Source organism: Psychrobacillus sp. FSL K6-2365 (assembly GCF_038003165.1).
In the GTDB taxonomy this organism is placed as follows: Bacteria; Bacillota; Bacilli; order Bacillales_A; family Planococcaceae; genus Psychrobacillus; species Psychrobacillus psychrodurans.
On the sequence record NZ_JBBOOO010000001.1, the window covers coordinates 984,794 to 1,004,789 of the forward strand.

At 34.9% G+C, this 19,996-nt stretch carries 22 protein-coding genes; 16 read left to right on the top strand and 6 right to left on the bottom strand.

All coding sequences use genetic code 11. The annotated features are described in order from the left end of the window. Positions 1-169: 169 nt before the first annotated feature. Entirely contained in the window at positions 170-1,105 is a 936-nt protein-coding gene (locus MKY29_RS04785; protein WP_340879159.1) for a putative bifunctional diguanylate cyclase/phosphodiesterase, read from the bottom strand. An 86-nt stretch (positions 1,106-1,191) separates the two neighbouring features. After that, a complete protein-coding gene (locus tag MKY29_RS04790; protein WP_340879160.1) occupies positions 1,192-1,317 on the bottom strand; it encodes a hypothetical protein in 126 nt (41 codons plus the stop codon). A gap of 49 nt (positions 1,318-1,366) precedes the next feature. Here MKY29_RS04790 and MKY29_RS04795 point away from each other — a divergent pair, with 49 nt between their 5' ends. After that, positions 1,367-2,242, top strand: coding sequence for a helix-turn-helix domain-containing protein (locus tag MKY29_RS04795; RefSeq protein ID WP_340880809.1), 876 nt, complete (start codon positions 1,367-1,369; stop codon positions 2,240-2,242). Between the two features lie 333 nt (positions 2,243-2,575). Beyond that, complete coding sequence (locus MKY29_RS04800; protein WP_340879161.1) at positions 2,576-3,238, top strand: ribonuclease H family protein; 663 nt, start codon at positions 2,576-2,578, stop codon at positions 3,236-3,238. A gap of 98 nt (positions 3,239-3,336) precedes the next feature. Here MKY29_RS04800 and MKY29_RS04805 read toward each other — a convergent pair whose 3' ends face one another. Further along, complete coding sequence (locus MKY29_RS04805) at positions 3,337-3,738, bottom strand: hypothetical protein (protein WP_340879162.1); 402 nt, start codon at positions 3,736-3,738, stop codon at positions 3,337-3,339. 162 nt (positions 3,739-3,900) lie between these two features. Between MKY29_RS04805 and MKY29_RS04810 the strand changes: the two genes are divergently transcribed. The 4 genes from MKY29_RS04810 to MKY29_RS04825 all read left to right on the top strand — a co-directional run bounded on the left by MKY29_RS04810 (position 3,901) and on the right by MKY29_RS04825 (position 7,599). After that, positions 3,901-4,380, top strand: a complete 480-nt coding sequence (locus MKY29_RS04810) for a metal-dependent hydrolase (RefSeq protein WP_090565308.1) — start codon at positions 3,901-3,903, stop codon at positions 4,378-4,380. Between the two features lie 226 nt (positions 4,381-4,606). After that, entirely contained in the window at positions 4,607-5,500 is an 894-nt protein-coding gene (locus tag MKY29_RS04815) for an NAD-dependent epimerase/dehydratase family protein (protein ID WP_340879163.1), read from the top strand. Between the two features lie 96 nt (positions 5,501-5,596). Further along, positions 5,597-6,298 carry a gamma-glutamyl-gamma-aminobutyrate hydrolase family protein gene (locus MKY29_RS04820; RefSeq protein ID WP_340879164.1) on the top strand — a complete coding sequence of 234 codons (702 nt, stop codon included), beginning with the start codon at positions 5,597-5,599 and terminating at the stop codon, positions 6,296-6,298. Between the two features lie 269 nt (positions 6,299-6,567). Next, positions 6,568-7,599 carry a M23 family metallopeptidase gene (locus tag MKY29_RS04825; protein ID WP_445677866.1) on the top strand — a complete coding sequence of 344 codons (1,032 nt, stop codon included), beginning with the start codon at positions 6,568-6,570 and terminating at the stop codon, positions 7,597-7,599. Between the two features lie 166 nt (positions 7,600-7,765). Here MKY29_RS04825 and MKY29_RS04830 read toward each other — a convergent pair whose 3' ends face one another. Beyond that, on the bottom strand, positions 7,766-8,101 hold the full coding sequence (locus MKY29_RS04830) for a DUF5658 family protein (RefSeq protein ID WP_340879166.1): 336 nt from the start codon (positions 8,099-8,101) through the stop codon (positions 7,766-7,768). A gap of 117 nt (positions 8,102-8,218) precedes the next feature. On the opposite strand from MKY29_RS04830, the gene MKY29_RS04835 reads away from it, so the two are divergent. Next, the gene (locus MKY29_RS04835) at positions 8,219-8,884 is read left to right on the top strand and encodes a Dph6-related ATP pyrophosphatase (RefSeq protein ID WP_340879167.1); all 666 of its coding nucleotides are present in this window, start codon (positions 8,219-8,221) and stop codon (positions 8,882-8,884) included. A gap of 79 nt (positions 8,885-8,963) precedes the next feature. Continuing rightward, on the top strand, positions 8,964-9,428 hold the full coding sequence (locus MKY29_RS04840; protein ID WP_090565297.1) for a divergent PAP2 family protein: 465 nt from the start codon (positions 8,964-8,966) through the stop codon (positions 9,426-9,428). A gap of 261 nt (positions 9,429-9,689) precedes the next feature. Here the strand turns inward: MKY29_RS04840 and MKY29_RS04845 are convergent, their stop codons facing one another. Together MKY29_RS04845 and MKY29_RS04850 are read right to left on the bottom strand one after the other, a co-directional pair. Beyond that, entirely contained in the window at positions 9,690-10,163 is a 474-nt protein-coding gene (locus MKY29_RS04845; protein ID WP_340879168.1) for a YusW family protein, read from the bottom strand. A 69-nt stretch (positions 10,164-10,232) separates the two neighbouring features. Continuing rightward, positions 10,233-10,739, bottom strand: a complete 507-nt coding sequence (locus tag MKY29_RS04850; RefSeq protein WP_340879169.1) for a YusW family protein — start codon at positions 10,737-10,739, stop codon at positions 10,233-10,235. Between the two features lie 161 nt (positions 10,740-10,900). Between MKY29_RS04850 and ytxJ the strand changes: the two genes are divergently transcribed. The 8 genes from ytxJ to MKY29_RS04890 all read left to right on the top strand — a co-directional run bounded on the left by ytxJ (position 10,901) and on the right by MKY29_RS04890 (position 19,969). Continuing rightward, complete coding sequence (gene ytxJ, locus MKY29_RS04855) at positions 10,901-11,233, top strand: bacillithiol system redox-active protein YtxJ (RefSeq protein ID WP_340879171.1); 333 nt, start codon at positions 10,901-10,903, stop codon at positions 11,231-11,233. 23 nt (positions 11,234-11,256) lie between these two features. Then, positions 11,257-12,072 carry an STAS domain-containing protein gene (locus tag MKY29_RS04860; RefSeq protein WP_340879172.1) on the top strand — a complete coding sequence of 272 codons (816 nt, stop codon included), beginning with the start codon at positions 11,257-11,259 and terminating at the stop codon, positions 12,070-12,072. Positions 12,073-12,204: 132 nt separating this feature from the next. Continuing rightward, the gene (locus MKY29_RS04865; RefSeq protein ID WP_340879173.1) at positions 12,205-13,956 is read left to right on the top strand and encodes a mechanosensitive ion channel; all 1,752 of its coding nucleotides are present in this window, start codon (positions 12,205-12,207) and stop codon (positions 13,954-13,956) included. Between the two features lie 207 nt (positions 13,957-14,163). Continuing rightward, the gene (locus MKY29_RS04870; protein ID WP_340879174.1) at positions 14,164-15,657 is read left to right on the top strand and encodes a class I adenylate-forming enzyme family protein; all 1,494 of its coding nucleotides are present in this window, start codon (positions 14,164-14,166) and stop codon (positions 15,655-15,657) included. Between the two features lie 843 nt (positions 15,658-16,500). Further along, positions 16,501-17,208, top strand: coding sequence for a response regulator transcription factor (locus MKY29_RS04875; RefSeq protein WP_340879175.1), 708 nt, complete (start codon positions 16,501-16,503; stop codon positions 17,206-17,208). Then, a complete protein-coding gene (locus MKY29_RS04880) occupies positions 17,205-18,242 on the top strand; it encodes a sensor histidine kinase (RefSeq protein ID WP_340879176.1) in 1,038 nt (345 codons plus the stop codon). The genes MKY29_RS04875 and MKY29_RS04880 overlap by 4 nt, the downstream gene beginning before the upstream one ends. A gap of 76 nt (positions 18,243-18,318) precedes the next feature. Next, a complete protein-coding gene (locus tag MKY29_RS04885; protein ID WP_340879177.1) occupies positions 18,319-19,239 on the top strand; it encodes an ABC transporter ATP-binding protein in 921 nt (306 codons plus the stop codon). Beyond that, positions 19,232-19,969, top strand: a complete 738-nt coding sequence (locus MKY29_RS04890; protein ID WP_340879178.1) for an ABC transporter permease — start codon at positions 19,232-19,234, stop codon at positions 19,967-19,969. The genes MKY29_RS04885 and MKY29_RS04890 overlap by 8 nt, the downstream gene beginning before the upstream one ends. Positions 19,970-19,996 lie beyond the last annotated feature (27 nt).

Here is a 19,996-nt window from a genome sequence, read left to right on the forward strand (position 1 = left end):
TTTCGTGAAAGAGGAATTCTTTTCATAAAGTTAATCCATTTCAATGAAGACTAGAGTGTTAAAGCACACTGTGAGATGAAAGAAGAGACATTTATAAACTCGTTGATTCCAAAGGTATGAGAAATTTGTGTTGGCCATTAATAAATTAAGATTTCCCTTTGTAGATTTTTTAACGACTAGGAACTATGCTCTGATTTTTTAATAATTCGGCAAATTGATTTGCAGGCAACGGTTTAGAATATAGATATCCTTGTACAGTGTTGCAATTATAATCTTGTAATACCTGCAATTGCTCCATAGTTTCAACTCCTTCTGCGATTACATCCATTTTTAAATGGTTCGATAATTGAATGATCATATGTACAATAAAGTTTGCATCCTCTTGTTTTGAAAGACTTAAATCCTGTATAAACGAACGATCAATTTTTAATATATCGATTTTCCCATTAAAATGATGCAGATGGGATAAAGAAGAATAACCAGTTCCAAAATCGTCAAGTGCTATTTTGATTCCTATATTTTTTAGCTCATCTAATAGAGAGAAAACCGTTTCTTCGTTTTTTAAAATAGAAGTTTCTGTAATTTCAATTTCTAAATATTGAGATTCAAGCTGAGTTTCTTTCAGGGTTTCCTGAATACTGATGACTAAATCTTTCTCCATAAATCGGGATGCCGATAAGTTGATAGAAACCGGAATAGCAGGTAACATAGCATCCTGCCACGCTTTGTTTTGCGCGCAAGCGGTTTTTTTTACCCATTTGCCAATTGTATTAATAAAACCCGTTTTTTCTGCTAATGGAATAAAATCCTTAGGAAGGATTAACCCTAATTTCGGGTGATTCCATCTGATCAGTGCCTCTGCTCCAATTATTAAACCCTTCTTTGTGTCTACTTTAGGTTGATAATACAATTCAAATTGGTTTTTATCTATTGCATATATAAGGTCCAAATCCAGTGCAGTCTGAGAGGATGCAAATGCTTGATTGCAATCAGTTCCTTCAATGTCATTAAGATCTGAAATGATATTTTTTTGATGATTATTTTTAGTATCTGCGCTATTCTTATGTAATGAAGAGTATATATCAAGATTTGCTGTAGGCTGCATTGGTTAGTCTCCTTATATAATGGTTTTGATAAGAGAAGTCCAATAAAACTATATATGGAAAATAATTTTATTGGACTTTTATGGGATTAATTAATGTATGGAAGATCTAAAGTAGTGATAGGGTTACCGAATGACTTTGCAGTTTCAGTATTTACGTTAGGGTATAGTGCTACTGCTAATACAATTAATAGAATAATAGATAATTTTTTCATATTTTTATACCGTCCTTTTTATTTATAATATGGGGTGATTCTGTTGGAAATGAAATATTTGGGCTTTGAAATAAGTAAACTTAGAGCAGAATTGGGAATATCCCAAAAGGAGCTCGCAAAAGATATTTGTACACAATCGACGATTAGTCGAATTGAAGCTGGGGAAGTATATCCAGCAATAGATACTTTATTGAAGATAGCTTTAAAACTCCAAGTCCCAGTAGAGTATTTTATTGAAATGCTGTTTCATAAAAATGTTCTAGAAAGTGAGGGATTAATAAGTGAGATTGAGTACCACTTAAAAGAACATAACTATAAAAGAGTAATTTCAATAATTAATAGTAATGAGATAGATAACGACAACATCTGGTTAAACTTATACCTCGACTATATTTTAAGTACCGCAAAATACTATTTGAAAATGATTTCACCAGAAAAGTGTATAGAAAATTTAAAAGCTATTTTAAATTACTCAAATCCAACTACAATACAATTTAGATTTTTGCAAATTAAAGTTAATAATACTATCGCCAATGTTTATGGTGAAAAAGGTGAAAGTCAAAAATGTCTATATCATTTTAATAAAATATTAAAAGAGCATATTCACAAAAATTATAGTGATTATAAAATAAATAGAACTCTAATAACTGTTTTATTTAATAAATGTAAAACCTTATATGACATTAAAGACTATGATGCTGCACTTGAAGCTGCAAACCAAGGAATTCAAAAATCTAAGGAAAGTTCTTTTATGTTCTTAAATGGCCAGTTCTTGTATTACAAAGGCCAATGCTTAGAAAAGAAAGCTGCTCCTATAGCTGAAATCAAAGAAGTGTATCAACAAGCTCTGTTTTTCTTCGAATTTCAAGAATTACCTTTTTATATTCAAGCGATTAATCAAAATAAAAAACAATTTTTACAGTAGACTGGGAGTCTTGTTTCAATTTCCATAGAGTTTCTATTGATAGAATAAATCCAATTCTATAATTAAGAAATATACTCAATCATTACTTATTGTTTATTTTAATAAAGAGTACTTATTGCTTAATTATTTGATGTATTAAATACTTTTTGCATTTCTAATATACTAGATTTATTGAAAGAAATATGTAGGATATGCATAAATGGATATTTTCTTAAGTGGTCGAAAACTATTTTCGACCGCTATTTTTATATTAAGGTTTTTTGGATTGCAGTAGAAGTGTCATAATGTGATATACAATGGAAATACTAATACCTATCGAAGGAGGAATGCTTGATGAAGGTGCGAATTGAGTGGGTTTACAAAACGCCGAGAGGAGCGGAGATGGATTTCTTTTCAGAGGAAGTACCTGCTGCTCAAGCGCTATTGTTTGTGGAAGATATAGAGCGTACTGGGAGATTAAAGACGGTGACCTTTGTTGACCGTTTCGATAGCTCATGGACAGTAAAGGAATTGAAGGGGTATTTGAAGGGTATTGAAACGGAGCCGCATAATGTGGTAGTGTATTTCGATGGCGGATATGATCGCGAAACGAAAAGTTCTGGGCTTGGCTGTGTTATTTATTATGAGCAGAATGGAAAGGCATATCGATTAAGACGAAATGCTGCCGCGACAGGTTTGGAGTCGAATAATGAAGCAGAATATGCAGCAATGCATTTAGGATTACAGGAATTGAATTTACTAGGCGTTCATCATTTGCCTGTTCGATTTATAGGTGATTCACAGGTAGTGATCAATCATTTGAACGGCGAATGGCCTGTAATCGAGAGGGATTTAACTGGGTGGGCCGACCGAATTGAAGCCAAATTAAAAGATTTCGGTATTCAGGCTGAGTATGAGCTTGTGCCGAGAAAGATTAATGGAGAAGCAGATCGCTTAGCGACACAGGCTTTGAATGGTATTGAGATTAAGGCTGTAATTGAGTTGGTAGAGGATTAGGTTTACTTTTTTATTTATTTAATTTCCTACCTACATATTGAAAACACCATTGCCTGTGGGGGCAATGGTGTTTTTACTTTGCTCTATATTCATAATTTCTATAAATGTGCTGCATTTTCTTGTTTTGCTGGTGAATCGTTGTTGTCTTCTGGTAAAGATTCTACTTTTTTAGCTAATTTTTTCTGTTGAGATTTCGGGAAAGCTTGTTTTGCTTCTGCCTTTGAATTAGCATCTTGTACATTTTCATTATAATATTGAACGCTTGTCATGGCACCCTCTTCAACCATACGATTGTCATCTGGATCATTCGGATCTGAGAAGCCCGTCTTTGTCATTTGACTTGGTTTTGTTTTTTTAGCAGATACCATAGAGTCAATCTTCGTTTTAGAATTTTTTACTGCAGTTTTTAATTGTGCTTTATTGTTTTTACTTGTGAAATATACTGCTGCAAGTGCTGTAGCTGCTCCTATTAACATAGATCTTTTATTTCCGTTTGCCATAATCATCACTCCCTTTCTCTATATATACCCATTTCTTTTCAAGCTCAATCCTTTTTTATCTGTCCTTTTTTTGATTGTTTTAACAGTACATATGCCCGATAACTTTCTTACTAAAAATAGGATAAAATAATAGTCGACTTACAAGAAGAAGGAGAAAAAAGCATGACAGGAAACACACACATCATTGGCGGTCTTGCAGCAAGTCTTGCTTTTGCTCAAGTTTCAAACTACGAGCCCGTCCTATTAGTCGGCGCTGGCGTGGTAGGAGCAATTATACCTGATATTTGCCATGGGGGCAGTAAAATTGGTCGTAAATTTAAGGTATTATCAAGCTTGATCAATACCATTTTTGGACACCGTTCTTTCACGCATAGTTTACTGTTTTTAGTATTAATGGCCGTCCTTTTGAATACTTTTATTGATAATGATTCAATCATCCTGGGAATTTTAATTGGTATGGCGAGTCACTACATATTAGATATGGCGACGAAAAACGGTATCAAGTTACTATACCCACTAAAGATTACCGTTCGATTTCCCGTCACAACCAGAACTGGTGGCACAGTTGAGTACCTCGTATTTGCAGTATTATCACTACTAACCGTCTATTTCGGCTATGGTGTATTCGGAAATTATTTTTAACAAAAAAGCTACTCTTAAGAGTGGCTTTTTTTTGTTAGGAAAGTTGTTTTTTATAATAATAAGCCGTATTAGTTAGTATAATAAAACGAATTTTTCCCTGGAACTTATAATTGTTTTAGATTTCTTAAGTTAATAGAATTTATAGAAAACTCGCAATATATAATTGACGATTTAGTAATAGAAGTGGGATAGTTAAGAAAGATGTACAAATAAGGGGGCTATAAATATGAGGAAAGCATTGGTGTTAGGCGGAACAAGGTTTTTTGGAGTACAGCTAGTCGAATCATTATTGATGCAAGGGTTTGATGTAACAATTGCTTCACGAGGGAATGTGCAGGATCCTTTTAAAGATAAAGTAAGTCGCATAAAGGTCGACCGCCTAGATGTTAGCGATATGCAGAAGAATTTTGTAGATACCGAATGGGATATCGTGTTTGATCAAATATGTTACTCCTCCCAGGAAGCGATAGATGCAATAGACGTTTTTAAAGGGAAAACGAAAAAGTATGTATTCACATCTTCTAAATCTGTCTATGAATCAGTTAGCACAGGTAAAGGATTTACTGAAGAGGATTTCAATCCATTTGAATACAGTTTAAATGTAGGCTCAAAAGAAGACTTTTCCTACGGTGAAGGAAAAAGACAAGCTGAAACAGCATTTTTTGGACGTTCACCTTTTCCTGTCGTAGCAGTAAGATTTCCAATTGTAATTGGACTTAATGATTATACAGAGAGATTAAATTACTATATTCGAAAAGTAAGAGATCATGAGGATGTGCATTTTGTCAACCTAGAGGCTGCTATGGATTTTATATCAGAGGAGGAGGCTGGTGATTTCTTAGCATGGGTTGGCCAATCTGATTTTGAAGGTCCTATTAATGCGACTTCCAATGGTTACGTGAGAATGGGAGAACTGCTTGAATATATTGAAGAAAAAGTTGAGAAGCATGCGAATGTTGTTACAACGACCGATGAAGAGAGCGGATCACCTTACAATATTTCAGAAACTTGGTTGATTAGCAATGAAAAAGCAAAGTCTCTAGGTTATGAATTTAAAGATTTGAAGGAGTACTTGCCTGGGCTAATAGGTGAGGCATTAGCTAAAACGGATGTAAATTAGGCACAACAATTAGTTTGGTGCAATAAATTAAAATATGTTTTTATAAAAAGCATATATTCTAAATAACAGAAAGTTTTACCAGGGGGAGTGATCTGAGTGAGAGCTATTATTGGTGTTTCGTCAAACATTAAAGAAGATTTGCTATCAGTTCCGTTGAGTAATGTTCGTGCAATCACGCAGTTCGGAGGTGTTCCAATTGTGCTGCCGAATTTAGAGATGGATGGAATAGAGGAAATAGCAAGTACAATCGATGGACTGTTATTAACTGGTGGTGGAGATATTGATCCCACGTTGTTTGGTGAAGAGCCACTGCCTGGGTTGGGTAATATTGTGCCGGAGCGAGACCGGTTTGAAGTAGCACTTATTCACAAGATGTTGAAATTGAATAAGCCAATTTTAGGGATATGTCGTGGTGCCCAGATTATGAGTATTGCGATGGGTGGGGATATGTATCAGGATATTTATTCACAAAGAGATGGTTCATTATTACAGCATGATCAGCAGGCTCCAAATTGGCATGGTTCTCATTTTGTTGAAGTGACAGAAGGTTCTTTGTTACGTAAAATTGTTGGAGTGGATAAATTTAAGGTGAATAGCTATCATCATCAAGCACTTCGAAATATGCCAGAAGGTTTTATCGTCAGTGGTGTTGCAAGTGATGGTGTAATTGAATCTTTTGAAAGTACAAAGCACACATTTGTTATGGGGGTTCAGTGGCATCCCGAGAGCTTAATAAGTAAAAATGATGTGAATTCGCTTGCGATATTTGAGGCTTTTATAAATGAGTGTAAGAAATAAGGTTAGACAGAGAACAAGTTTTTACAGGTTTTCTGTCGAGTTCCAGGGTTTGTCAGAGGCCAAGAGAATGTAAACGGAAATGAAGCTACTGTGATTGCTCATCAATCTCTGCTGTGTAAAGCGTCAGCCTAAAACATATTAGGAACATTGGATACCTGATAGCTAATGCTTTAAAACGACTGTTTAATTGCAGTCGTTTTTATTATTCTCTTTTTTACTTAAAAAATGTAATTCATGAATTGTTTTTTCTGGGGAAAGCTATTTGAATCATGAATAAGGAGGTATTGGCTTTGAGTAGCTGGCTGAGGCGAGGTTTCTATGCATGTGTGCTTTCATTTTTGATCTCAACTAGTGTTTCAGCAGCGGAGAAAGAACCAACGCGGGAGCAGATTTTGGAAATGCGCATGGATTACTATATAAAGTATTCGAGTGAAATGCTACCGTGGTATTACTTGGCAGCAATTGACCAATATGAACGTAATCTACAAGAGGTTCGAAGTGATCTTCCGAAACGAGATGGTGTTGTGGCGTTTCAATTTTCCACTGACTTTTGGGTTGGTTTATTGAATCCAATTAGAGATGACCGCGATCTTATATCAATAACTTTCTTTGATGGAAAAGGTCTTGATGGGAATAATGATGGTTTCGCTGATCTTAAACAGGATGAAGATGTGATGTTTACGCTAACAAATTACTTGAATGAACGTGTAGTAACTGATGAAGATTTTGAAAAGTCCTTAAAGGAGTATTACATTCGAGATGAAGCAGTTAAACAGATCATAACAAATGCTAAAATTTATAAGCATTATAATACGGTAGACCTTGATGGACGTGCATTTCCACTGGCTCTTCAGCATAATTACAGTTACCGTAGTACTTGGGGTGACAGACGCGGTTGGGGCGGTCGTCGTATGCATGAAGGAACCGATTTGTTCGCTTCCTATGGTGTACCTGTGAAGTCAACAACTTATGGAATTGTAGAAACGAAGGGCTGGAATGATTACGGCGGCTGGCGTGTTGGGATTCGTGATGTAAATAATACCTATCATTATTACGCCCACTTGTCGGGTTATACGAAGGAGTTAAAAGAAGGCGATATTTTGGAACCAGGTACGGTCATTGGCTATGTTGGTAGCTCAGGATACGGTCGTGAAGGAACCTCGGGCAAATTCCCGCCACATCTGCATTACGGAATGTATAAATTTAACGGTCGCACAGAGTGGGCATACGACCCTTTTCCATTATTGAAGCGTTGGGAACAGCAGGAAAGGAATGCTAAAAAGAATCCAGCAGCGAGTTAGTTGCTGGATTTACATATCGAGAAAGTGAAACTTCTATCAATGTTTAATTCATCCCTCAAATAAAACATTCAGGCTTCAACGAGTCTCACTTATTCTTTGTTGCTTGGGTTAACTAATGAAGGTGACAATCATAAGACGTTTAGGACGTAGTAAATCGACCAGACCGTTAAAGCCCGATAAAAGCAAGAGTAATCCAAAATAAATGAAGCATGAGCACACCTACATAGAGGGAAATTGCTATATTTAATAAAATCAGTATGAATGGTTTCGATTCCAACTTGGATACAATTCCGATTAATAAAACCGGTAGAGCTATTTTTATAAAATAAAAGCCTGCAACATTAACATTATATATAGTATTCATAATCGGATTGGATTCTGTAATAAGATGATTTTGAATTCCAAAATCGGTAAAAAGAGCATCGAAAGTCGCAAGTAGTAACAGGATAAAGCCCATATTAATCAGTTTATTTCGAGGTGAAGTAGAAGAAATTGATTGCAAAGTGATATAATCCTCTTTCCTGTTTTTCTATTAGTATGTGATGGAAGTGGAGGAATATATTCTTGTATTTATAAAAATAGATTACAATGAAACTAGTTAAGAGAGGATGTGCCAAGATTGAAAGATATTCCATTTATATGTTCTTGGAGTGGTGGGAAGGATTCTGCAATGGCTTATTACCGTTCAATGAAAATGGGGATGAAACCAAAAAGGTTACTGACAATGTTTGAAGAGAATGGAGGAATTTCTAAATCTCATGCACTTCCCCTTGAAGTGGTGAGGGCTCAAGCAGAAAGTTTAGGGGTGCCATTGTTCATAAAAGAAGCAAGTTGGAATTCCTATGAGAGTCAATTTATAGATGCAATGGATCAGTGCAGAGTTCAAGGAATTACACATGGTGTATTTGGAGATATTGATCTTGAGGGTCACTTAGAATGGGTACAAAAGACGTGTGAGAAATCGGGTATTGTTGCTGTGCATCCATTGTGGCAGGAGCCACGTCGAAGAATTATTGAGGAGTTGTTAGACGTAGGTTTTGAGGCTTGGATTGTAGTTGTTAACACTTCTATGATGCCAGCAGAGTTTGTTGGGAGAAAATTTTCGAAAGAATTAATAGTAGAACTAGAAGCTTTAGAGATTGATGCTTGTGGGGAAAATGGAGAATTTCATACGGTCGTTGTGGACGGTCCAATTTTTTCTAAAAGGGTTCCAGTTAAAATTGGAGAAGCTGTCGTAAGAGGTGATTATATTTTCTCGCCAGTATCTATCGAAGGAAAAAGTTAAACCTTTTTGATTATTAGTACTGAAAAAGGGTATCGTAAATAAGGAAATATATATAATTTTGAAATGGTGGAGAATACAAATGACGAAAATGAATAGAGGAATTATTACTGCGCTTTCGGCAATTGGATTAGCACAAGGCTTGAAGGTTTTAACGCATAAAAAGCTAACGGGTAACTGGGATTTAAAGCAGGCATTTACAACAGGAGGAATGCCAAGCTCTCATTCAGCGGGTGTAGCGGCTTTGGCATCTTATGTCGCAACAAATAAAGGTGCTCGTCATACGGAAACTGCTCTAGCGGTTGTTTTCGGTGTAATAGTGATGTATGATGCACAGGGAATTCGTAGACATACAGGTGAGATTGCTCAATTAGTAAATGACTTGGAAGATAATATTGTGGCGCTATCCGGTAATTTTCCTAGCTTTGAATATGTTCAACGCGAAGGAGAGTTAAAAGAACTTCTGGGTCATCAACCGGTAGAAGTAATGGCGGGTGCGCTATTAGGAACTGCTTTTGGAGTTTTGTGTGCTAAATTAGAAGATTAATCAATTGTTATATTCAAAAGCCAGGTTAGATAGGAATTCTAACCTGGCTTTGTTCTTTTTAAATGTAAGTAAATCCATTAGATGATTAGACAAAGCATTTCTTGGTTCTTGTTCAGAGTGAATCGGGCGTCTTTTTGCCCGGTTTTTCTTAAAAATAAAAAAGTGAATCAATTTCATAAAAGTATATTAAATAGTGAAACCCGAACAACGCTGCCTAGGCTTCTTTTGAGAGGGGGCTAACGTCTTTAAAATCGGTTTTTCTTATTGGTTTTCGTCGTTATAGGTTTTAGTCTCTCCATCTGTATACCCGATTTCTAAATCAAACTTCGTGTACTCATCTACTTCAAATGCCGATACTACTCTTTGGATTATTTCTTCATTACTCATTACTTCCATTGGTTGTAGTTCTAAGAAAATTGGTTGGAGCACAGCAGAGGCAGCATCCCCTTGTAAACTGGTAGCGGCATGCATATTACTATATATTGCTTCCTTTGATTCGACATTGTATTGAGCCACTATACCATCTGTATTATCAGGTGTATCGATGTGAAGGTCAAAGTTAGTGAAGCTATATTCATTTTTGGGATTCTCATCTACTAGATTATCCTCTTCTGGATTAACTATTGTACCATTAGGAACATTCTCTTCTGTTTCGTCATTATTGTTGCCACCACATGCTCCTAAAGTTAGTGCTGTGGTTAATATTATAGTACTAAGTATTTTAGACGTTTTCAAGATGATGACTCCTTTCATAGCGTAATAAAAATAAAACCAAGTTAGAAAGTCCAACTTGGTTAAATGTATTTATTTTTTATTTTTATTATCTGTATAGGTTTTAACTTCTTTTTCATCATCATAAGCAATCTCTAATTTCAAGTTTGTATATTCCTCCACACCAAAAGCAAGTGTGACTCTTTGAATAACATCTTCATCGGCCATATCTTTGTTTAGTTGTAGTTCACCAAGAACAGATTTAAGAAGTTCATTAGCTTCTTCTCCCTCTATGTTCGCAGAATCTCTTTCATTAGTGTAAAGAGAGTCTTTTGGTTCTGCGGTATATTGTGCAACCACCGCATCTTTTGCATCGGCAGTATCAATGTGTAGATTAAACGACTGGAATGCTACTTCTTTTGGTTCTTCTGGAGTTTCTACAGTTGTGTCCTCTTTTGCTGTTTCTTCTTCTTGTTTTTGTACTTCGGTTTCATTGAGTTCGTTTTCTTCTACTTCATCATTGTTGTCTCCACAAGCTCCTAAAAGTAATGCCGAAGTTAGAAATGTTGAAGTTAGTACTTTAAATTTTGTGGTTTTCATCTAGTTGGCTCCTTTCGAGGTGTTCAAACCTACTGTATTATATAACCCAAAATAGATGCCTTAAACATTTTAGTATATTTATTAATTGAAGTTATAAATGATTATGATTAGTATTATGGGGTAAAGAAACATATCGTTCTAATAAGGAGGAGTATGATTGAATGGAGAATTATACGGAACTTACATCTGTTGACCAATGGAAGCAAGTTTTGGAACGGTCAAGTGAAAAACCAGTACTAGTGTTCAAGCATAGTACAACCTGTCCCGTAAGTGCTCATGCGTATGGAGAGTTCAGTTCGTTTGAAAAACAGATGGACCGCTATTTGGTGAAGGTGATAGAGCACCGTTCTGTATCCAATGAAATAGCTATGGATCTGGGAATTCAACATCAATCTCCTCAAGCATTTGTGATAGCAAATGGAGAAGCAGTGTGGAATGCATCGCACTGGAAAATTACTAAAAAGACATTAGATACGGTAATAGCAACTTTATAAAGATTGGGGATTAGAGCAAAGGAATGGAACCTATACAAAAAGTAAGCAATTATTTAGTGGATAATGCAGAGACGATTATACGGGATATTACCGATACAGCACTGGAAAACTTGAGTATTAAATTAACGCAGGAAGAGCTTGAACATGCTATACAAAAAAACGTACAGTTTTTGGTATTGCTGTCTGAATCCCTGCAAGATTCTAAAGAGTCAGCTGAAGAAGTACTGAAAGAGTGGAGTAAGCAGAACGGGGAAGCAGAAGCGAGGTTGTTTCATCAATTTTCTGCAGTTATAAAACCTTATGCAATTAATCGGTTGTTATTTTTGCAAAAAATATCTCAAATTTCAATGGAACATGGGTTAACTACAGAAGATGTTGTTAAAGTAAATAATAGATTCTGTTATTTAATGGATGTAAGTATGTCAGAAACTATTCAAGCGTATGAAATGTATCGTGATAAATTAATGAAGGATCATCAGCGGGAAATTAATGAGCTATCTGCACCAATTGTACCTATTCAAGACGGGGTAGCAGTTTTACCGTTAATAGGTGCTATTGATTATACTCGTGTTCAACATTTGTTAAATTATGTAGTTCCTAGCATTCCTAGTTTAAAGGTTGACCATCTGATTATCGACTTTAGTGGTATTTTAGCAATAGATACGGAAATAGCTCAGCATATATTCACGATTCACAATGTGCTTGGACTATTAGGGATTCATGTGTTATTCTCTGGAATTCGTCCTAATTTATCGATGACAGTAGTTAAAGCGGGAATTGATTTTACTTCTTTTGATACATATGGAAGTGTAAAACATGCGATAGATAGTTTAAAATAATTGATTTTAGTTAATCCAATCCTTTCACTTGTGGGATTGGATTTTTTAGTATACCTGTTTAATTTTTCTGCTTGAGGGGTAACTGAATTATGTGAACAACATAAATAAGGTTGAATAGAAGGAGGAAAAAGTATGCTAGATCGCTATTATTGGAATGATACATTATCATATTTACCTGAGTTAATCGTAGCAATACTTGTACTTGTTATTGGATTTATCGTCGCAAAAGTATTGGAAAATGCTACTCACAAGTTATTGAGAAAGTTTCGGGTAAATGAACGTTTAGGAAACACGAAGTCCAAATGGACCGTAGAGAAGATTATTAGTAAAGTTGTATTTGTTATTGTGTTGATTTTAGCATTAGTATTATTCTTTAATATTTTAAATTTGAATACGATGGCAACACCATTTGTTTCGATGTATTCAGGATTGACTGGAGCTTTCTTGAACATATTGAAGGCTGCTTTGATATTATTATTTGCATGGGTTTTGGCTACTGTTGTGAAAAAAGGTATTCAAATGGCTGGATCGAAACTCAACTTAAATAAATACTCGGCGAAGGCAGGAATTGACGCAAAACCTGAAAACCAAGCTAAGTGGACGGAAACTACAGCGAAAGTTGCATATTATTTAATATTCTTGTTATTTATTCCCGCTGTATTGAATGCATTAGGAATTAACGGATTAAGTGGGCCATTTGAAGGGATGCTTGCAAGCTTTTTCAACTTTATACCGAAGTTAATATCAGCTGGAATTGTATTTGCAATTGGTTTGTTTGTTGCGAAACTAGTTCGAAACATAATAGAAAAGTTATTACAATCTGCTGGAGCAGATAGACTGGCGGATAAATGGAAACTATCTTCTTTCGTTGAAGGTACTAGTTTATCGAAAATTGTTGGTATTATTGCATTTGTTTTAATAATGATTCCAGTATCGATTACAGCACTAGAGATTCTAGATTTAGAAGGTATTTCTGGCCCGGCAATTGCAATGTTGAATGATGTTATGACCATGCTTCCGAAGATTTTCGTAGCAATTGTTCTTGTACTAGTTGGTATTGTTGCTGCCAAATGGGTTAAGGATGTAGTTGTATCCCTACTAGAAAAATTAGGTGTGAATTCAATTTTTGGAAAAATGGGATTCAAATCTGTTAGTGGAGGAGCACCATCGTTTGCTATATTACTAGGGACGATTGTACAAGTTATTATTATCTTGCTATTTGTAGTGGAAGCACTTCAACTATTAGAATTAGACTTTATGGTAACGTTGGCGACTGGTATCTTTACTTATTTGCCTTCTGTAATTGCAGCAATAATTATTTTAGCTGTAGGATTCTGGTTAGCTAGTTTAGTAGAAAAAATAGTTGGCAACGTGATGACGCATTCATCAGGAACACCGCACTTCCTTCGTTATGTAGCAAAATATGCTATTTTAGCATTTGCGTTTTTCATGGCATTAGATCAATTAGGTATTGCTGCTTCAATTATTAACGCAGCATTCATCCTTATTCTTGGAGGAGTGGCATTGGCATTCGGACTTGCATTTGGACTTGGTGGTCGAGAGCATGCTACAAAGTATTTAACGAAAATGGAAAAAAGCTTAGATGATGCAGAAGTATCTAAAGAGAAATATCAACAAGAAAAGGAATCGATGAAAGAATCATTTAAAGAAAATTATCAAGACCCTACAAAAACAGAGCAAAGTTTAAAAGGAGCAAGTCCTCATATGGATGAAATGAGTTCTATTAGAGAAGCGAATGTAAATGAAGTAAATCCTGCACATGAGGAAGATTCACCTAGCACAGGATATAATATTCCATCGACGGATGATCTTCACCCGTTCGAGGACTTACCACCGATTGACAAAAGAAAAGAAGAACAATAATAAATTGCTTCAGCGAGAAATAATCTCGCTGGAGTTTTTTTCTGAGAAAAGAACGTTTTTGCCCGATCATATATCTATCCGCACTCTTATTGATTACCACAGAAATTAGTTATGATTTCTCTACTATTTATGTATAATAGTATTAAAGTTTTAATATTCAGTAATTTATGAATATTAAAATAGAGTGACTATAAAAGGGGGAATAGAATGTTAGTAGCAGAGAGGTTAGCATATTTAGCAAAAGAACAACCTACGAAAATAATTACTTCTTTTAAAGGTAGGGAGACAAGCTACGAAGATATGTTCGAACAGGCTAAACGTCTTGCAGGATATTTTCAATCGAAAGGGTATAAACAAGAGGATATCATAGCAGTTTATATGATAAACTCAGATTATTTTTTGACGTGTTATTATGCATGTCAGCTAGGTGGTTTTACGATATTACCGATAAATACAAAGTTAACTGCAGCAGAAGTTAACTATATATTTAGCCACTCAGAAGCAAAGGCATTAATATATGATACTCGTTTACAAACAATATTAGACGATATTCCAGAAACAATGAATTGTTTTGATAATCTTCTATGTTTAGGAGAAGAAGATACGCTACTCACCGTATTAAATGATGAAAGTTTATTATTTGATGAAATTAAAATAGATGAAAATACTACTACTGTTATCTTCTATACATCTGGTACGACAGGTATGCCAAAAGGGGTTATGCTATCGGCAGCTAATGTTCGAGCAACTGCGAAGCTATATGTTGAGGCACTTGAACTAAATTCAACGGATCGCATGCAAATAGTAGCTCCTCTTTTTCATTGTGCAGCAAGTCATGTGTTTAGCATTCCAGTTATTTACGCTGGTGGAACTGTTGTTATTGAAGAGGGATTTTCTCCGGAACAAACGATGGACACATTGGAACAAGAGAAAATCACCGTTTTCTTTGGTGTACCAGCAATGTATAGTATTTTGTTGAATAGCTCCAAAATGGAAACGCTAAGGTTATCTAATTTAAGACTATTTACGTATGGTGCGTCTCCCATGCCGTTTGAGTTAATCCGTAAAATAAAAATAATGTTCCCAGAAGTGAAAGTCCAGAATATATATGGACAAACAGAAAACTCCCCAGCTGCAACGACATTAAAGGACCATTATGCACTTGTTAAAGTAGGTTCCGTTGGAGAACCAGTTCCAGGAACAGAGATTCAAGTAGTCAATGAACATGGCAAAGCTCTCCCTTCTGGCCAAGTAGGAGAAATTGTTGTGAAGGGCCCTCAGTTAATGAAAGGGTATTTGAAAAACGAGGAAGCAACACGTCAGGCAATTAGAAATGGATGGTTATATACCGGTGATTTAGGCCGAATGGACGAGGATGGACTATTGTATATTGTGGATCGAAAGAAAGATATGATTATACGCGGTGGAGAAAATGTCTTCCCAGTTGAAGTAGAAGAAGTTCTTTATGAGATACCTGAAGTATTAGAAGCTGCAGTAATTGGAGTTCCACATAGTATTTACGGAGAGGTTCCTAAAGCTTTTGTCGTCTTAAAAGATGGAAAACAATTAACTCAAGACGAGGTTTTAAGTACATGTTCGAAAAAATTGGCAAAATATAAACTACCAGTTGAAGTTGAATTTATAGAGGTTTTACCTCGAAATGCAAGTGGGAAAGTACTAAAGACTGTATTACGAAACTAACTAAGAGGCTGGAACAGAACCCCAAAACAGCATTTTTCTCTGTGAGAAAAATGCTGTTTTTTTGCTGTGCACAAAATTGATTTCCATTCCAGGGACGCTTTCCACGGGCGTCACGCTATTCCCGTAGGAGCTTATTTATGTGCAATTTATTTTCTGTGAAACAACATATATAAGTTTTTCTTAATTTATTAATAAATCAAAATTATTTTAATAGGAATTTAATAGGGAATTGATATAATTAATGGTTTAAGAATTCATATTTATAATTTTTATTCAATAGTTGTTGAACCATAGGAGGTATTTATATTAATTATGAGACAAATGACAGAAAAGGATAAATTGGAAAATAAGATAATCAGAGTTATATTTAATGTAATCTATATCGTGTTAATCTTGGGGACTATAAAGTTTTTCTTCGATAAAAACTCTTTGAACAACAACTTCGGGTGGTTATTACTGCTAGCTTTTTGGATGTTTAGAGGAGTTCACCAGATGATGTTGGAATAATGGGACAGTAATAAAATAAGTGCGATAATAAATTTGTCACTTGCAATATTAGCGTTAGTTTGTCTGATTTATAGTGGTTCCCAGCAACTTTTTTTCTTTTTAAATTACAATAAGACTTTTATTATTGATTTTTTAATTAAATTCTTGCTGTTCTGATTATCAAGTGGATTTCTTTGCGACGAGTAACCGCAGGAGCATATGTTTTCGTAGCGACGAAGAGATTGAAGCCATGCCCGCGGAAAGCGTCCGCCTAGAGCGGAAATCAGCTTTGTTCAGATTTAACTATATAAAATTCTTTATGAAATTGATTAAATTATATAAGAAATAGGTGAAAATATGGAAGATATTCGAGTACTGTTAGCAGACGATGACAAAGATATTCGAGATTTGCTGAAAAAATATCTAGAAAGAGAATGGTATAGAGTAGATGTAGCAGCAAACGGAGAAGAAGCCCTTGCTTTATTTGATATAAATACATATAACTTAATCATCTTAGATTTAATGATGCCAAAAATTGATGGTATAGAGGTATGCAGAAGACTAAGAATTCAAACGAATGTGCCGATACTTATGCTCACTGCAAAGGATCACGAAGTTGATAAAATTTTAGGTTTAAGCATAGGAGCAGATGATTATATTACAAAGCCTTTTAGTATTAATGAAGTGATCGCAAGAATTAAGGCTCTTATGAGGAGATATCTAATATTAGGTATCAGTGGCAATTCCCATGACAAAAATCTCATTAGTTTTAAAGGTTTAAACATTGATTTTAAAAAATACACAGTTACTGTAGCTGGAGAAGAAATATCTTTAACTGCAAAGGAGTTTGACCTACTGAAGTTTCTTGCTTCTCATCCAGAGCAAGTATTTACCAAAACACAACTATTTCGCAATGTTTGGGACAAAAATTATATAGAAGATGACAATACAGTGATGGTTCATATTAGGAAACTTAGAAAGAAAATAGAAATGGATCCCTCTAACCCACAATTTATTCAAACAGTATGGGGTATTGGATATAAGTTTATAGGTGAAAAAATATGAAAAATGACAAATATTTACTGCTAACTATCCTACAATTTATAGTGATTATTGGACTCTTATTAATTGATCTCAATGATCAATTAATAGGACTGTTCAAAGGGACATTATTCATTTTACTATTTTCTGTAACGTTCATTCATTTAATATTAAGGCTTCGCTCTAAAGCTAGACTAAAACATATGATAGTAGAGTTAAGACGTGCAATTAAAGGGAACTTTAAGACAAGATTATTAGCACAGGACAATTCCTTATTTGATGAAGTAGTTTTTTCTGTTAATGAACTAATTGAACAACTAGAAAAAGTTCAAATCCAGTCAATTAAATCCCAAACTGCTAGAAGAAGCCTTCTCTCTAGTATTTCTCATGATATTCGAACTCCCCTTACCTCAATTATTGGATATATTGATGCCCTCCAAGATGATATAGCAACTTCAGAAAAAGAAAAACAGGAGTACCTTATGATTGTTTCTAAGAAAGCAGATAGTTTAAAACAATTGATCGATGAAATATTTGATATGGCAAAGCTTGATGCAGATGAAATCTCATTGAAAGTAGAATCCCTGGATTTAGCTGAAATAGCTAGAGAATTGTTAATTGAGTTTTTACCTAAAGTGAAGAATGATCATACAGAGCTACATATTAGTATCCCTGAAACAAAATGCTATGTCATAGCAGATCGTCTAAGCCTTATGCGAGTCATTCGTAATATAATTCAAAACTCATTGGAACATGGAAAAGTCGGGAAAATATTAGGGATAGAGCTTATAGAAAAAGCAAATGAGTATCAACTGCTTATCTGGGATCAAGGACCAGGTATACCAAAAGAGAACCTTGAATTTGTATTCGAAAGAATGTATAGAGGGGATCTATCTAGGACTCTTATTAGTGCGGGAAGTGGGCTAGGACTTGCTATCGCTAAAGCACTAGTAGAAAAAAACCAAGGAGAAATATGGGTTGAAAGTATTCCATGGCAAAAAACTACGTTTGGCTTTTCGATTCCTAGACAAAACAACTCGAACACATTTAAGAAATAGTTAAGAAATAGATAAGAAGTGTTTAAATATTCCTACTTATAATGTAACTAGGATTACAGAAAGAAGGTGTTACAAAATGAGTACGATTATCAAAACCACTAATCTAACGAAGGTATATGGCAACCAAACATCAGTAGATCATTTGAGTATGAGTGTGAAGCAAGGGGAGATATATGGCTTTTTAGGACGAAATGGTGCAGGGAAAACGACAACAATTAGAATGTTATTAGGATTAATCAAACCAACCAATGGGGAAATCGAAATATTCGGAGAAAATTTGTTTAAAAATCAAAAGGAGATTTTAAGAAGGATCGGTTCCATGGTTGAAGTGCCTGGGTTTTACGAAAACCTTACAGCAAAAGAAAACTTACTAATTAATTCCAAAATCATGGGGATTTATAAGAAAAATGCAATTGAAGAAGCATTAGAAATTGTTGGACTTCAGGATGAAACGAAAAAGTTAGTAGGGAAATATTCTTTAGGAATGAAGCAAAGATTGGGGATTGCAAGAGCTCTTGTCCATTATCCAGAAGTCTTAATATTAGATGAACCTACTAACGGGTTGGATCCTATTGGTATTAAGGAAATGAGACGCCTAATTAAATCTCTGGCTGAAGAAAGAAATATAACCATATTAATTTCAAGTCATATTTTATCAGAAATAGAGCAATTGGCAGATACGATGGGGATTATTCATGGAGGGAAGCTCTTAGAAGAGGTCACATTTGATGATCTTAGAAAAAGAAACCGTAGATATATAGAGTTTCAAGTATCTAACAACAATAAAGCAGTGATGCTCCTAGAGAAGCACTTTAATATTTATGATTATGAAGCTCATGATGATGGTAATATCCGCGTTTATTCTTACTTAGGACAACAGGGAAAAATGAACAAATTATTTGTACAAAACGATATTGAAGTATTCAACATTACGATGAGCGAAGACAAATTAGAAGACTATTTTACAAATTTAGTTGGGGGTGGCACGATTGGTTAATCTTTTATATACAGAACTTTTAAAGCTAAAACGCTCTAAGATGTTCTTAATTAGTATTCTAGGATCAGTGGTAGCCCCCTTTATGGTGGTAGTAGCATCCTATGTCCATATGAAGACTGAAAATCCAGCTCAACTAATTACATTTGATGAAATTTTTTATGAAACTAATTTGTATACTGTATTAATAATAGGAGTTCCTTTATATGGAGTGATTACTGCTTATCTATTTGGTCGTGAATATTTGGAAGACACGTTGAAAAATCTTTTAACCATTCCAGTGTCACGAATAAGCTATATAATGAGTAAATTAGTCATCTTATTTATGTGGATTATGCTATTGTCGTTAGTTTCTTGGGGATTAACATTGCTTTTAGGGATATTAGGGCAGTTCGAAGGTCTAAGTACCTTATTGATAGTTGAATACCTAGGGAGATTTATTACAGGGGGAATACTTGTTTTTATTCTATCTACCCCTATCGTACTTGTAGCAGTTGTGATGAAGAATTATGTGCCAACAATTATTCTAACAATCGTAATAACCATGATTAACGTAATGAGTGGAAATTCGGAACATAGGGCGCTATTTCCATGGGCAGCAGCAGGAGATATCGCAAATGGTACTCTTCAACCGACATACCCAGCGGAAATATCTTATACCATTATTTTTATTACATCTATCATTGGTTTTATCTCCGCTATCGTCTACTTTAAAAAGGTGGATATCCATTGAAAAATGAATACATGAAATCTTAATGCA

What these genes read in the sequence shown, in the direction of transcription:
- MKY29_RS04785 (WP_340879159.1), bottom strand. Translation starts at nt 1,105, where the DNA reads ATGCAGCCTACAGCAAATCTTGATATATACTCTTCATTACATAAGAAT.
- MKY29_RS04790 (WP_340879160.1), bottom strand. Translation starts at nt 1,317, where the DNA reads ATGAAAAAATTATCTATTATTCTATTAATTGTATTAGCAGTAGCACTA.
- MKY29_RS04795 (WP_340880809.1), top strand. Translation starts at nt 1,367, where the DNA reads ATGAAATATTTGGGCTTTGAAATAAGTAAACTTAGAGCAGAATTGGGA.
- MKY29_RS04800 (WP_340879161.1), top strand. Translation starts at nt 2,576, where the DNA reads ATGAAGGTGCGAATTGAGTGGGTTTACAAAACGCCGAGAGGAGCGGAG.
- MKY29_RS04805 (WP_340879162.1), bottom strand. Translation starts at nt 3,738, where the DNA reads ATGGCAAACGGAAATAAAAGATCTATGTTAATAGGAGCAGCTACAGCA.
- MKY29_RS04810 (WP_090565308.1), top strand. Translation starts at nt 3,901, where the DNA reads ATGACAGGAAACACACACATCATTGGCGGTCTTGCAGCAAGTCTTGCT.
- MKY29_RS04815 (WP_340879163.1), top strand. Translation starts at nt 4,607, where the DNA reads ATGAGGAAAGCATTGGTGTTAGGCGGAACAAGGTTTTTTGGAGTACAG.
- MKY29_RS04825 (WP_445677866.1), top strand. Translation starts at nt 6,568, where the DNA reads ATGAATAAGGAGGTATTGGCTTTGAGTAGCTGGCTGAGGCGAGGTTTC.
- MKY29_RS04840 (WP_090565297.1), top strand. Translation starts at nt 8,964, where the DNA reads ATGACGAAAATGAATAGAGGAATTATTACTGCGCTTTCGGCAATTGGA.
- MKY29_RS04850 (WP_340879169.1), bottom strand. Translation starts at nt 10,739, where the DNA reads ATGAAAACCACAAAATTTAAAGTACTAACTTCAACATTTCTAACTTCG.
- ytxJ (WP_340879171.1), top strand. Translation starts at nt 10,901, where the DNA reads ATGGAGAATTATACGGAACTTACATCTGTTGACCAATGGAAGCAAGTT.
- MKY29_RS04860 (WP_340879172.1), top strand. Translation starts at nt 11,257, where the DNA reads ATGGAACCTATACAAAAAGTAAGCAATTATTTAGTGGATAATGCAGAG.
- MKY29_RS04865 (WP_340879173.1), top strand. Translation starts at nt 12,205, where the DNA reads ATGCTAGATCGCTATTATTGGAATGATACATTATCATATTTACCTGAG.
- MKY29_RS04870 (WP_340879174.1), top strand. Translation starts at nt 14,164, where the DNA reads ATGTTAGTAGCAGAGAGGTTAGCATATTTAGCAAAAGAACAACCTACG.
- MKY29_RS04875 (WP_340879175.1), top strand. Translation starts at nt 16,501, where the DNA reads ATGGAAGATATTCGAGTACTGTTAGCAGACGATGACAAAGATATTCGA.
- MKY29_RS04880 (WP_340879176.1), top strand. Translation starts at nt 17,205, where the DNA reads ATGAAAAATGACAAATATTTACTGCTAACTATCCTACAATTTATAGTG.
- MKY29_RS04885 (WP_340879177.1), top strand. Translation starts at nt 18,319, where the DNA reads ATGAGTACGATTATCAAAACCACTAATCTAACGAAGGTATATGGCAAC.